The organism is Sphingomonas sp. SORGH_AS_0879, assembly GCF_030819175.1.
Classification (GTDB): Bacteria; Pseudomonadota; Alphaproteobacteria; order Sphingomonadales; family Sphingomonadaceae; genus Sphingomonas.
Genome location: NZ_JAUTBJ010000002.1, coordinates 2856614 through 2870000, shown reverse-complemented (window position 1 = coordinate 2870000; position 13387 = coordinate 2856614). Strand labels below are relative to the sequence as shown.

The 13387-nt window shown below is 64.1% G+C and carries 11 protein-coding genes, 1 tRNA gene and 2 rRNA genes (1 of these 14 only partly in view); 11 read left to right on the top strand and 3 right to left on the bottom strand.

Features of this window, described 5'->3' with window-relative positions; genetic code table 11:
- The 5 genes from QE379_RS13980 to QE379_RS13960 form a co-directional block, all read left to right on the top strand.
- Positions 1–2098 (top strand): 23S ribosomal RNA (locus QE379_RS13980) (it extends 724 nt beyond the left edge of the window).
- A 131-nt stretch (positions 2099–2229) separates the two neighbouring features.
- Positions 2230–2344 (top strand): 5S ribosomal RNA (rrf, locus tag QE379_RS13975).
- A 61-nt stretch (positions 2345–2405) separates the two neighbouring features.
- Positions 2406–2482: transfer RNA gene (locus tag QE379_RS13970), tRNA-Met, on the top strand.
- A gap of 126 nt (positions 2483–2608) precedes the next feature.
- Positions 2609–3774, top strand: a protein-coding gene (locus QE379_RS13965) for an IS3 family transposase (protein WP_373461696.1) whose coding sequence is annotated in 2 segments (ribosomal slippage) — positions 2609–2870 and positions 2870–3774 — 1167 coding nt in all. Because the reading frame shifts where the segments join, the coding sequence is not laid out codon by codon here.
- 24 nt (positions 3775–3798) lie between these two features.
- Complete coding sequence (locus tag QE379_RS13960) at positions 3799–3975, top strand: hypothetical protein (RefSeq protein ID WP_307001363.1); 177 nt, start codon at positions 3799–3801, stop codon at positions 3973–3975.
- 33 nt (positions 3976–4008) lie between these two features.
- Here QE379_RS13960 and QE379_RS19620 read toward each other — a convergent pair whose 3' ends face one another.
- Both QE379_RS19620 and QE379_RS13950 read right to left on the bottom strand, forming a co-directional pair.
- Positions 4009–4176, bottom strand: a complete 168-nt coding sequence (locus QE379_RS19620) for a hypothetical protein (protein ID WP_341506995.1) — start codon at positions 4174–4176, stop codon at positions 4009–4011.
- 377 nt (positions 4177–4553) lie between these two features.
- Complete coding sequence (locus QE379_RS13950) at positions 4554–4793, bottom strand: TonB-dependent receptor plug domain-containing protein (protein ID WP_307001361.1); 240 nt, start codon at positions 4791–4793, stop codon at positions 4554–4556.
- Here QE379_RS13950 and QE379_RS13945 point away from each other — a divergent pair.
- The 4 genes from QE379_RS13945 to QE379_RS13930 all read left to right on the top strand — a co-directional run bounded on the left by QE379_RS13945 (position 4771) and on the right by QE379_RS13930 (position 8081).
- Complete coding sequence (locus QE379_RS13945; protein ID WP_307001359.1) at positions 4771–5571, top strand: mandelate racemase/muconate lactonizing enzyme family protein; 801 nt, start codon at positions 4771–4773, stop codon at positions 5569–5571. The two genes, QE379_RS13950 and QE379_RS13945, sit on opposite strands and share 23 nt — an antisense overlap.
- Complete coding sequence (locus tag QE379_RS13940) at positions 5571–7001, top strand: MFS transporter (RefSeq protein WP_307001356.1); 1431 nt, start codon at positions 5571–5573, stop codon at positions 6999–7001. Before QE379_RS13945 ends, QE379_RS13940 begins: the two co-directional genes overlap by 1 nt.
- A 161-nt stretch (positions 7002–7162) precedes the next feature.
- The gene (locus QE379_RS13935; protein WP_307001353.1) at positions 7163–7606 is read left to right on the top strand and encodes a hypothetical protein; all 444 of its coding nucleotides are present in this window, start codon (positions 7163–7165) and stop codon (positions 7604–7606) included.
- Positions 7533–8081 (top strand): GntR family transcriptional regulator, encoded by a 549-nt coding sequence (locus QE379_RS13930; RefSeq protein ID WP_307001351.1) that lies wholly within the window; start codon positions 7533–7535, stop codon positions 8079–8081. The genes QE379_RS13935 and QE379_RS13930 overlap by 74 nt, the downstream gene beginning before the upstream one ends.
- A gap of 36 nt (positions 8082–8117) precedes the next feature.
- Here the strand turns inward: QE379_RS13930 and QE379_RS13925 are convergent, their stop codons facing one another.
- The gene (locus QE379_RS13925; RefSeq protein ID WP_307001349.1) at positions 8118–10511 is read right to left on the bottom strand and encodes a TonB-dependent receptor; all 2394 of its coding nucleotides are present in this window, start codon (positions 10509–10511) and stop codon (positions 8118–8120) included.
- A gap of 182 nt (positions 10512–10693) precedes the next feature.
- Between QE379_RS13925 and QE379_RS13920 the strand changes: the two genes are divergently transcribed.
- Complete coding sequence (locus tag QE379_RS13920; RefSeq protein ID WP_307001347.1) at positions 10694–12463, top strand: arylsulfatase; 1770 nt, start codon at positions 10694–10696, stop codon at positions 12461–12463.
- The gene (locus tag QE379_RS13915) at positions 12460–13335 is read left to right on the top strand and encodes an SUMF1/EgtB/PvdO family nonheme iron enzyme (RefSeq protein WP_307001345.1); all 876 of its coding nucleotides are present in this window, start codon (positions 12460–12462) and stop codon (positions 13333–13335) included. The genes QE379_RS13920 and QE379_RS13915 overlap by 4 nt, the downstream gene beginning before the upstream one ends.
- The last annotated feature ends 52 nt before the right edge of the window (positions 13336–13387 follow it).

Sequence of the window (13387 nt, the reverse complement as noted above, 5' to 3'; positions counted from 1 at the left end):
TATTAGACCCGAAACCCGGCGATCTATGCATGACCAGGATGAAGGTGCGGTAACACGCACTGGAGGTCCGAACCGATTAACGTTGAAAAGTTACCGGATGAGTTGTGCTTAGGGGTGAAAGGCCAATCAAGCCGGGAAATAGCTGGTTCTCCGCGAAAACTATTGAGGTAGTGCCTCGAGCGGACACCATAGGGGGTAGAGCACTGGATGGTTGCGGGGGTCGCGAGATCTACCAATACTAACCAAACTCCGAATACCTATGAGTGATACTCGGGAGACAGACGGCGGGTGCTAAGGTCCGTCGTCAAAAGGGAAACAGCCCTGACCTACAGCTAAGGTCCCCAAGTCGTGTCTAAGTGGGAAAGCATGTGGAAATCCCAAAACAACCAGGAGGTTGGCTTAGAAGCAGCCATCCTTTAAAGAAAGCGTAACAGCTCACTGGTCTAAACAAGGGTTTCTGCGGCGAAGATGTAACGGGGCTCAAGACACGCACCGAAGCTTAGGGTGTGCACTTTGTGCACGCGGTAGCGGAGCGTTCCGTAAGCCTGCGAAGCGATCTGGTAATGGGTCGTGGAGGTATCGGAAGTGCGAATGCAGACATGAGTAGCGATAAAGAGGGTGAGATGCCCTCTCGCCGAAAGACCAAGGGTTCCTGCGCAAGGCTAATCCGCGCAGGGTGAGCCGGCCCCTAAGACGAGCCCGAAGGGGGTAGTCGATGGGAACCACGTTAATATTCGTGGGCCTGGTGGTGTGTGACGGATCTCGTGTGTTGTACGTCCTTATCGGATTGGACGTGCCTCGAAGAGGTCCCGGGAAATAGCCCCACCGTATAGACCGTACCCGAAACCGACACAGGTGGTCAGGTAGAGTATACCAAGGCGCTTGAGAGAAGTGTCCTGAAGGAACTCGGCAAATTGCCTCCGTACCTTCGGAAGAAGGAGGCCCCATGTAAGCGCAAGCTCTCATGGGGGGCACAGGCCAGGGGGTAGCGACTGTTTAGCAAAAACACAGGGCTCTGCTAAGTCGGCTTCAAGACGACGTATAGGGCCTGACGCCTGCCCGGTGCCTGAAGGTTAAGTGGAGGAGTGCAAGCTCTGAAATGAAGCCCAGGTAAACGGCGGCCGTAACTATAACGGTCCTAAGGTAGCGAAATTCCTTGTCGGGTAAGTTCCGACCTGCACGAATGGCGTAACGACTTCCCCACTGTCTCCAGGACATGCTCAGCGAAATTGAATTCTCCGTGAAGATGCGGAGTACCCGCGGTTAGACGGAAAGACCCCGTGCACCTTTACTGCAGCTTCAGAGTGGCATTGGACAAGAACTGTGTAGCATAGGTGGGAGGCTTTGAAGCATTGGCGCCAGCCGATGTGGAGCCATAGGTGAAATACCACCCTGTTGTTGTTTAATGTCTAACCTCGTACCGTGAAACCGGTACAGGGACCCTCTGTGGCGGGTAGTTTGACTGGGGCGGTCGCCTCCTAAAGAGTAACGGAGGCGCGCGAAGGTTGGCTCAGGCCGGTTGGAAACCGGCTGTTAGAGTGCAATGGCATAAGCCAGCCTGACTGCGAGACTGACAAGTCGAGCAGAGACGAAAGTCGGTCATAGTGATCCGGTGGTCCCTCGTGGAAGGGCCATCGCTCAACGGATAAAAGGTACGCCGGGGATAACAGGCTGATAACCCCCAAGAGCTCATATCGACGGGGTTGTTTGGCACCTCGATGTCGGCTCATCACATCCTGGGGCTGGAGCAGGTCCCAAGGGTTTGGCTGTTCGCCAATTAAAGTGGTACGTGAGCTGGGTTCAGAACGTCGCGAGACAGTTTGGTCCCTATCTGCCGTGGGCGTCGAAATTTGAGAGGAGTTGACCCTAGTACGAGAGGACCGGGTTGAACGTACCTCTGGTGTACCTGTCGTCGTGCCAACGGCGCAGCAGGGTAGCTATGTACGGACGGGATAACCGCTGAAAGCATCTAAGCGGGAAGCCTCCCTCAAGATAAGATTTCTCAGGACGGTCGAAGACCACGACCTTGATAGATCGGATGTGGAAGTGCGGTAACGCATGGAGCTAACCGATACTAATTGTCCTATTCGCGCTTGAGAGCTCCACACCCCCACCATCAGCCCTGGGCTGATGACTGAGAGTGCGGTCATCAATACAGCCAGTGCACGCATCGATTTTATACCCAACTCCCCATCCAAACAGATGGGGACGTATTCGCGGACTCTATTGCCTGGTGGCCATAGCGTCGGTGTCCCACCCGATCCCATCCCGAACTCGGCCGTGAAACCCGACTGCGCCAATGGTACTACTGCTCAAGCAGTGGAAGAGTAGGGCGCCGCCAGGCATTATAGTCCGCGTATACACAAAAAAACCCATTCACAATTTCCACCGTATCCCAAATTCGGCGCGGGGTGGAGCAGCCCGGTAGCTCGTCAGGCTCATAACCTGAAGGCCGCAGGTTCAAATCCTGCCCCCGCAACCATCCCACCACACACATACGCTCGCCAGGTCACACCACCTCGCGGGCTTCCCCGCGTTCACGCTGACGTGACCCCCGTTTCTTCATCCAACTGGAAGTAGAGACCGTCTCCTTAAAGGGACGGACGGAATGAAGCGGAAGCAGTTTTCGGAAGAGCAGATCATCGGCATCCTGAAGGAGGCCGAGGCGGGTGCGGTGGTGACGGAGCTGTGCCGCAAGCACGGGATGTCGAGCGCGACTTACTATGCGTGGAAGGCGAAGTTCGGCGGCCTGGAGGTGTCCGACGCAAAGCGCCTGCGGTCGCTCGAAGAGGAGAACGCCCGGCTCAAACGGCTACTGGCGGACACGATGCTGGACAATGCGGGGTTGAAAGACCTGCTGTCAAAAAAGTGGTGACGCCCGCCGCGAAGCGGCAAGCGGTCGCGCATCTCCAGGCGACGTTGGGGATGAGCGAGCGGCGGGCATGCACGGTCGTTGGGGCAGACCGCACGAGCATGCGGTATCGCTCGTGCCGGGCGGATGATGGCGACCTGCGGTCGCGGCTGCGCGAGCTGGCGCAGCAACGCCGACGGTTCGGCTATCGGCGTCTGCACATCCTGCTGCGCCGGGACGGCATCACGATCAACCGCAAGAAGACCCAGCGGCTCTATCGTGAGGAGGGTTTGACGGTCAGGCGCCGGAAGGGACGAAGGCGCGCCACAGGCAGCCGTGCGCCCGCGTCAGTGCTGGCGCTTCCCAACCAGCGCTGGAGTCTGGACTTCGTCCACGACCAGCTCGTGACCGGCCGTCGGTTCCGCGTGCTCAACATCGTCGATGACGTCACGCGCGAATGCCTTCGGGCGGTGGTGGACACGTCGATCTCGGGCCGGCGGGTCGTGCGCGAGCTGGCCGATCTGATCGCCGAGCGTGGCAGGCCGAAGATGATCGTCAGCGACAACGGGACCGAACTGACGTCGAACGCGGTGCTCGCCTGGTCCGGCGATGCCCGCATCGAGTGGCATTACATCGCGCCGGGCAAGCCCACGCAGAACGGGTTCGTCGAGAGCTTTAACGGTCGCATGCGCGACGAGCTGCTCAACGAGACGCTGTTCTTCACCATCGGTCAGGCCCGCTCGATTCTGGCCCGCTGGGTCGACGACTACAACAACGAGCGTCCGCACTCCTCGCTCGGCTACGCCACTCCGGCAGCCTTCGCTGCCGGGCTCGAACAGCAACGGGCGGGGTTAACCCCGCCCGTTGCTTCACCTGCGCTTATGCGCGAAAACCACGGTCGGTCTCTGGTTGCCGCTGGATGAAAGACCGGGGTCACGTCAGGTGTGATGAACGAGGCCCAACTGGCCCGTTTCGTCAGCCATTATGAGCGGCTGACCCGCCATATCTGGGCGGAGATGCCCGACCGGGCCGATCTGTGCTTGCGGCTGGACCAGGATCGCGCCTTGGCAAGCTACTCCGCCCGCGATGACCGACGCCTGGACGAAAAATGGCCCGGTGCGTGAACACCGGGCCAGTGGGGGAAACGGGAAGAGGGATCAGAAGGAGGCGCGGACACCGAAGTTGAAGCGCGTTCCGAAATTCTGGATGTTCTTCACCCGCTCTTCGAGGACCGAATAGTCGAAGATGTAGAAGTTGGTCAGATTGACCCCCTGGACATAGACCTGGAACGCAGGCGTGATGTCGTAGGAGGCGCTGAAGTCCAACTGGCCATAGGCACGGCGGTTTTCCGGCTTGCCATAGTCGCTCAGGCAGCTACGCAGGAAGGACGAACGCCAGTTGTACGAGGCACGCGCCTGGATGCCGTATTTCTGGTAGAACAGGCTGCCATTGGCCGAGTGCAGCGACAGGCCGTTATAGCCGCAGGCGCTGTTGGTATTGGCCGCGCGCTTCGCGGTGTCGCTGACATAGGTATAGTTGCGGTGCCGGAGAAGTCCGGGCTCGTCTTCTTGGCGAGCGTGTCATACATGCCGCCCGCCGACAGGGTCAGGTGTGTGCCCGTCTTGCCGTCCAGCGGCTTGGCGGTGATGATGTTGACGTTCGCGCCGATGCCGCCTTCCTGCAATTGCGGCACGGTGGTCTTTTAGATCTCGGTGCGCTGGATCATGTTCGGCGACGGTACGTCGAACGAGAATTCGCGGCCCGGATTGTCGGTGGCCATGAGGCGGCCGTTGACCAGCACGGTGTTGAACTGCTGGCCCAGGCCGCGAACGGTGATGAACTGGCCTTCGCCGCCGCTGTGATCGATCGCGACGCCGGTCACGCGCTGGAGCGAGTCGGCTATGTTGATGTCGGGGAACTTGCCGACATCCTCCGCCGACACCGCATCGACGATCTGCCACGCATTGCGCTTGATCGCGGCGGAGGATTTCAGGCTGGCGCGGATGCCGGTGACGATGATGTCGCCGCTGCTGGGCGCATCGGTCGACGCGTCGTCGTCGCGTTGCGGGTCCGTACTATCCTGTACGGCGGTCGGTGTGGTCTGCGCGAATAGCGTGCCCGGCAGAGCGATGCTGGCGACGGGGAACAGTATCGCGGACTACCGCGTGACCAGGCTTCAGTTCCGACGCGATCGCAAGGTCGGGGATTCACAGGTCGGCGCGACCCAGGCCAATATCGTCGCACTCGGACTGATCGACGAGGCGGGGCGCGTGGGCCTAGGCTTCGTGCAGGTGTTGTTCCAGCCGCTGCTGCCGGAAGCGACCATCGCCTGGGCCTTCGAACAGGAGGTCTTTCCCATGCTGGAGGGGCAGGAGGCCGGGGCCCTGGCTTTGCGCGTCGGGCGATCACGCGGCGGCAATGTGCGCAGGATGCTCGTGCCGTTCGAGGAGGCGATCCAGCATGCGGTATGGGACCTGTTCGCGCAAAGCAGCGGCCTGCCGCTCTGGAAATTGTTGGGGGCGCAGCGCGTCTCGGTTCCGGTCTATGCCAGCGGCCTCGACTTTCATCTGTCCGATCATGATTTCACGGAGCTGTTCGGCCGGGCCGCACAGGCGGGCTATTGGGGGTATAAGATCAAGGTCGGCCATTCGGAGATCGAACGGGACCTGCACCGACTCGACCTGTTGAAAAGGCGACCGGGGATGACGGGCGGCCGGTGATGATCGACGCCAACGAGGCCTGGACCGCCGCCGAGACCCGCGCCGCGCTCGCCCTGTTCGAGCGGGCGGGGCACCGCATCTACTGGATCGAGGACCCGATCCCGCGCGACGATTTCGGGCTGACCCCGTCGCTCGACGAGCCCGCCGCCGTGGTCGCGGCGGCGACCGACGACGCGGCGGGGCGGACGCCTTTCGCGACGGGTCTCCGCAAATGGGTGCTGCTGGTGTCGCTGGGCGTCGTGTTCTTCACGCTGCTCACCCTGTACGCATCCTGTCTGGGCGTGCTGCTGCCCAACCAGATCCAGAATATCGATCCGGCGGGCAAGGCGAAGACGCTGGGCATCATCCATGCCATCACCTCGGTCTTCAGTACCTTGACGACGCCGATCGCGGGGGCGCTGTCGGACCGGACGCGCAGCCGTTTCGGGCGGCGCACGCCCTGGATCGTCATCGGCGCGACCATCGGTGGGGTGGCGATCATCCTGACGCCTTATGGCGGCGGGCTAGTGGGAATCACCGCGATCTGGCTGGTGTCGGTCGTCACCCTCAATTCGATGCAGCCCGTGATCACGACATTGGTGGCCGACCGCTTTCCGCCCGAGGAACGGGGACTCGCATCGGGCGTCGTCGGCGGCGCGATGACGGCGGGGGTGTCGTTCGGCACCTTCTTCGCAGGGATGCTGGCGAGCCGGATTCCGCTGGCCTACGGCATCGTCGGCACGGCGATCATCGTCGTGTGCCTGGCGTTCGTGGTGATCAATCCGGAACCGCGTGTCGTCCTGCCGCCCGCCACGCCGCTGAAGCTGGGGACGTTCCTGACAGGCTTCTGGATTTCCCCGCGCGAGCATCCCCACTTCGCCTGGGCGTTCCTCGGCCGGTTCGCCATCTATATGGGCTATCAGGCGATCCTGACCTATCTGCTCTATATCCTGCAGGACCATATCGCGATGAGCCAGGCGAGCGCGAACCGGATGATCGCCAGCATGTCCATCATCACCTTCGTCGCACTGGTCGTCTCGGGGCTGGGCTCGGGCGTGCTGTCCGATCGACTGGGACGGCGAAAGCCGCTGGTCTTCCTCGCCAGTCTCGTCATGGCGGCGGCGGTGGCCATGCCGCTGATCGTGCCCACGGCACAGGGCATGTTTGCCTATGCGGTGCTGATCGGCCTGGGATATGGCGCGTTCATGTCGGTCGACCTGGCGCTGATGACGCAGGTGCTGCCCAAGCACAAGCCGGGCGCGGAGGATGCGACCGGCAAGGACCTGGGCATCCTGACCACCGCCGTCAATGTGCCCCAGATCCTCAGCCCGGTGATGGCCGCTGCGCTGCTCTCCTCGACGGGCAACAACTATACCGTGTTGTTCGTGGTGTCGGGCGTCTTCGTGCTGGTCGGCTCCTTCCTCGTCCTGCCGATCCGGTCGGTCCGCTGAGATGACGTCGATCGCAGGCCAGGCGCAGCCTTTTCACGAACCTTCGGCAGGAGATACCCCATGACATCGCGTTTCGCCGGAGCCGGGCTCCTGCTGCTGTCCATGCCCTTGGACGCGGCGGCCCAGCAATTGCCGCCGTTCAGGTCGCGGCGGCGGTGTGCGTGACCTTCGACCGCGCCGAGTTCACCCAGCTGGGGCAGGTGGCGCTGGGTATCGGCAACAATCCGGAGGCCAATGACAGCGGCGTCGGATATGGCGCGGCGGGGGGCGAGGTGCGCCGCAGCCGCTTCGGCCAGTTGGCGCGCGGCGCGATCATGGTCGGCAGCATCCTGCCCGACGCACATCATCCGCCCCGCCCCGAAATGGGCGTGCGCAATGTCGTCATCGCCGACAATCGCATCGAAACCGTGTCGCAGGATTACAAGGAACAGGCCGCGATCCTGGTCACCTATGCGGCGGGGACGGTCGTCACGCATAACGACGTGTCCGATGCGCCCTATGACGGGATCGACATCGGCTGGGGCTGGGTTGATGCAGTTGTTCAACCTGCCCGTCCAGCCGCTGCGCGATGCGCTGCGCGTGCTGGAGACCGAGGGCATTTTTAAGATCCATGCCCGATCGGGCATCGAGTTCCTGAAGGCCGATCTGGAGCTGGCGCGCTCCACCTATCAGTTCCGCTCGATCATCGAGCGGTCGGCGGCGCGCACCTATGCCGAGACCGCCGAGACGGGCGAGATCGTCCAGCTGATCGCGGACCACCGCACGCTGCTCGAACGGCTGCAAGACGGCGCGTCGGTGGAGAGCACGGCGGAGGAGATGGAGTCGCTGGAGCAGCGTTTTCACGGCAGCATCATCGCATCCTTGCCCAACCCGATGATCGAGACGACGGCGCGGCGGCTGAAAGACTATGTCGCGGTAATCCGGCTCGACCTGACTGCAACGCCGCCGCGCATGATCCGTACCATCCGCGAGCATCTGGACGTGCTGGAGGCGTGCCTTGCGCGCGATCCGGCGGCGGCGGCGGCTGCGCTCACCCATCATTTCCAGGCGGCGTTGCAGCGCATTCTCGGCATAGTGTGATCAGATGTCGGGAAGGCCGCCGGTCGGCGGGTGCCCTTACCATTTGGTCCGCAGCGTCAGGCCATAGGTCCGGGGATCGCCCAGCGTCCCCGAAATCGCCCCCGTGTTGTTGGCCGCCAGCGACAGATAATAGGTCGAGTCCGTCACGTTCCGGCCCCAGAACTGAATGTCATAGCGACCGTCCAGCGACCGGATGCCGAACCGCAGGTTGAGCAGATCATAGCCCGGAATATCGGAATAGCGGCTGAGGCTGGCGGTGCTGTTGCTACCCGAGCGATAGCTATAGTCCGACCCGGCATAAAGCTCCGCCTCATGACCGAAATTCATGCCCAGCGGCGTGCGAACCTCTCCACCGGCGGAGGCGGCCCAGCGCGAGACGCCGGGCAGGCGCTGTCCGCTCAGGTCGCACAGCGTCTGCCCGGTGATCTCTATGGGGCAGGGGGCGTTGGCGTAGGAGATGTAGCGCGCATCGTCATAGGTGCCCGATCCGTACAGCGTCAGCCAGCGGGTCGGCGTCGCGCGGACATCGGCCTCGATCCCGCGCGTGCGGACCTTGGCGGCATTGGTGAAGAAGCTGACGCCGTTCCGCTCCACGTCGATGATGGTGGTCTGGTAATCCTTCACATCGGTCCAGAAGGCCGCGATATTCGCCGTGATGCGTCCGTCCGCCCATGTGGTCTTGGCCCCGACCTCATAGCTGTCGATCGTCTCGGGACGGATCACGGGGTTGGCGGCGAACTGGCCGGTGGTGGTGATGTTGGCGAGGTTCAGGCCGCCGAACTTGTTGCCCCGGGCATAGGTGGCATAGGCCAGGATCGGCGCGGCGACCTTCCACGACAGGGTCGCCTGCCCCGACAGCCGACCCGCCTCGGTCCGGGCTTCGTAATAATTGGTGACGCCGTAGCGGGAACGGATGGTCTGTGCCGCGGCCTGCTGCGCCGCCGTCAGTCCGGCGAGCGACGCGCCCGTCGCCGTCTGGTCGAAATAGCCGGACTTGGTTTCATAGGTGTAACGAAGGCCGGTGGTCAGATCGACCGCGTCGGTGATGTGCCAGATGGTCTGGGCGAAGGCGGCATAGCTGTCGGTGACGGGCCGCGAATGGCTGACGACGTTATAGCCGTTCAGCGCCGCCGCGCCGACCGCCGCATTGGTGGTCGGCGGCAGGAACCAGTCGGCGGCGCGGCTGCCATAGCGATTGACCGCCTCCGCCTCGATCGATTGGTAGAGATAATAGAGCCCGGCGACATAATCGACACGGCGGTTCCCGTTGGAGGCGATGCGCAGTTCCTGGCTGACCTGGCGCTGCTCGTTGCTCTGGTGGAAGTCCGCCCCCGCATCGATGCTGGTGCCGTCGCCGTCATTGTGCGGATACCAGTTCCACGCGCGATAGGCGGTGACCGAGGTCAGCGTGGCGGGGCCGATATCCCAATCGGTGGTGACGTTCACCCCGTGCTGGTTCATCCGGTAGCGCGGGTTGGCGTCGGTGTCGGTCGTTCGAAGCGCGGGATCGGCGGCGACGGGGCTGTATCCCAATCGGGCGGCGCGGTCGTAATAGTTGTTCGGGAACAGGGTGCCATTGTCGTAACTCCGGATCGCTCCGAGCAGGATATTGCCCGCCGTGAAGCTGTTCTGCCGCCCCCAATCGCCGATGATCCGCAAGCTGAGAATATCGGTCGGCTTGTAGAGCAACTGGCCGCGCAGGTTGAGGTCGTGGAAGTCCTGCCCATAGCGTCCGTCGAAGCGATTCCGGGTGAAGCCGTCGCGGTCGGTCTTCGACACGAACAGCCGCGTCGCCAGCGTGTCGGTCAACGGCCCCGAGACATAGGCGTGAAGCTGTCGGAAATCATAATTGCCCAGGCTGGCATCGCCGCCCGCCTGCCAGTCGAAGGTCGGCTGCTTCGTCGTCACGACCACGGCGCCCGCCGAGGTGTTCTTGCCGAACAGCGTGCCCTGCGGCCCGCGCAGCACCTCGATACGCTCCAGATCGGCGAGGTCGAACACCGTCTGGCCGGGGCGCGCCAGATACACTCCGTCCAGATAGACGCCGACCGCCGGTTCCAGCCCGTCATTATAGACCGCGACATTGTTGCCCAGGCCGCGAATGTTGATGCTGGTGTTGCGTGGATTGGTGTTGGTGACGACCAGGCTGGGGGTCAGTTGCTGAAGGTCGCGCAGGTTGAAGGTGCGGGTGGATTCGATCTGCGCCGATCCGAAGGCGTTGATCGCGATCGGCACGTCCTGGCTCTTCTCGGTCCGACGGCGTGCGGTGACCAGGATGTCGTCGGACTGGGCCACCGGCTCGGCGACCGAACCCGGTTCATCGATCGTGCCGGGCGCGACCAGCGCCTGCTGCGCCAGCGCGGGTGTCGTCAGGATCATCGCGCCCGCCAGCAGGGCTGCACGGCGGCCAGGAGCGTTCGGTATCGGCATCAGCAAGTCCTCGGACGGTGGCGGGGAGCGCGGCAGGCGCCGCCCGCATAGGGCTATGAATGTCGTTGTCCGAAGCGAACGAAGTAATTCCTATCGGAGTAGTAGAGAATGTTCATTGTCCCCCGGCCGGTGCTGGCTATGCCAGGCGTGCAGCCGCGTGAGCGGCCCGAAAGGGGAAGACTATGATCGGCGGAAAATTCCTGGCAGTTGCCCTCCCGGCCTTGATCCTGGCCACGCCGCTTCTGGCGGAGCCGGTGCCCGGCAGTCCGGCGGAGGCGGCTCCGCAACAGGCGCCCAGGGACGCGCCCAACTTCCTGGTCATCGTCGCGGACGATCTCGGCTGGTCCGATCTGGGTGCGTTCGGGGGCGAGATCGCGACCCCCAATCTGGATGCGCTGGCGCTCTCGGGCGTGCGCTTCACCGGCTTCCACACCGCGCCGACCTGCTCGCCGACCCGATCGATGCTGATGAGCGGGGTCGACAATCACGAGGCGGGGTTGGGCACCATGGCGGAGTTGCTGGGCCCGGCGACGCGCGGGCAACCGGGTTATGAGGGGTATCTGAACGACCGCGTCGCCTCTATCGCCGAATTGCTGCGCGCGGGCGGCTATGCCACGCTGATGGCGGGCAAATGGCATCTGGGCCTGACCCCCGACCGCGAGCCCGCCGCGCGTGGGTTCGAGCATAGCTTCGCGCTGCTCCAGGGCCTGTCCAACCATTTCGGCGCGGACCAGAACGAGGCCTGGACCAAGGCCGGGCTCGCTCCCACCTACCGCGACGACGGCAAGCCTGCGGCCTTGCCCAAGGGTGCCTATTCGGCGGATTATTTCGCCGACCGCCTGATCGGCTATCTGGACGCCTCGGCCAAGGCGGGGGACAAAAGGCCCTTCTTCGCCTATCTGCCCTTCACCACTCCGCATTGGCCGCTACAGGCTCCGGCGGAGACGATCGCCAAATATAAGGGGCGGTACGATGCGGGCTATGAAGCGCTGCGGGCCGAGCGGCTCGAGCGGCAAAAGGCGCTGGGTCTGGTCCCCGCCGATGCGGTGGCGCATTCGGTCGAATTGGCTCGTCCCTGGGCGTCGCTGAGTCCCGAGGAGCGCGCGGTCGAGGCGCGCAAGATGGAGGTCTATGCCGCGATGGTCGACCGGATGGACCAGAATGTCGGTCGCGTCATCGCCGCGTTGAAGGCGCAAGGGCGGCTCGACAACACGGTCATCCTGTTCTTCGCCGACAACGGCCCGGAGGGCAACGAGATCAAGGCACCCAGTCCCCGGTTCAAGGTCGGCTCGCCCGATGCGGCGCTACCGCCCGCCGAGGCGCTGGGCATCGACAACAGCCTGGACAATATCGGCAAGCCGACCAGCTATGTCGGCTATGGCCCCGGTTGGGCCCAGGCCAACTCGGTGCCGTCCTGGCTGGTCAAGGGCTATACGACCGAAGGAGGAATCCGCGTCAGCGCCTTCGCCGCCGGGCGCGGGGTGAAGGGCGGCGGGCGGATCGCCAATGCCAATCTGGACGTGCGCGACGTCGCGCCGACGTTGCTCGACTATGCGGGGCTTCGCCAGCCCGGCACCTTCGCGGGCCATGCGATCCTGCGGCATGAAGGGCATAGCCTGCGCCCCGTTCTTGCCGCCAACGCGAACGGCGTGCGTTCCGCCGACGAGACGCTGGGTTACGAGCTGTTCTTCCGCCGGGCGCTGCGCAAGGGCGACTGGAAGGTCGTCTTCCTGCCCGCCCCGACCAACAATTATACGCGCGGCGGGGTCAGCACCGGGCGATGGCAATTGTTCAACGTGGCGACCGATCCCGGCGAAACCAAGGACCTCGCCGCCGCCGAACCCCGGCGGCTCGCCGATCTGGTCGGCGCGTATGAACGCTATGCCCGGGCGAAGGGCGTGGTGCCGCTCCCCGCCGATGCGCAGGCACCCGCACCGGCGGCGCGGCCATGAGGATCGCGGCGGCGCTGCTACTGGGTCTGGCGGCCAGCGTGACGCTGGGCGCGCGGGCGGCCGAGCCGGTGCGGCGCTGCATCGCGCGGGATGGGATCGTGACCGTTGCGGCGGGCACGGTGCTGCTGGGGGAGGATGGCACGGATCGGCCGGGACGGGCAGTGCATGTCGCGGCGTTCCGCATCGATGCGCATGAGGTGACCAACCGCCAGTTCGCGGCCTTCGTCGCGGCGACCGGCCATCGCACCCGCGCCGAGCGGGAAGGGGCCTCGGCGCTGTTCGTCGCGCCGACCCAGCCGGTGTCGCTCGACGATGCGTCGCGCTGGTGGCGCTGGACCAAGGGAGCGGACTGGCGGCATCCTAAGGGGCCGGGTAGCGACCTGACGGGGCGGGCGGACGAGCCGGTCGTCCATGTCGACCGCGACGATGCCGCCGCCTATGCGCGCTGGGCGGGAGGTGCGCTGCCCAGTACCGAGCAATGGGAGCGGGCGGCGCGCGGCAACCAGAACGCCGCTCGCGATCCGGTCGAATGGGCCTTCGACCACGGCAAACCCCGCGCCAATGTCTGGGAAGGGGTGTTTCCGATCCGCGACACCGGTGATGACGGCTATGCGGGGATCGCGCCGGTCGGCTGTTTCGAGGCGAACGACCTGGGGGTGTACGACATGGTCGGCAATGTCTGGGAATGGGTGGCGGGCGACGGGCAGGTCGGGCTGGTCAAGGGCGGGAGCTATCTGTGCGCGATGAACTATTGCGCCAATTTCCGACCCGCCGCCTATCAGGCGCAGGAGCGTGACCTGCCGACATCGCATATCGGGTTTCGCGTGGCCTATCCCGCAGGACCCGACCATCGGCTGGACGGGCGGGGATAGCCGATTCCCATCCGCAAGTGCGGCCATGGCCGCACCTGCGGGAACCGGTCGA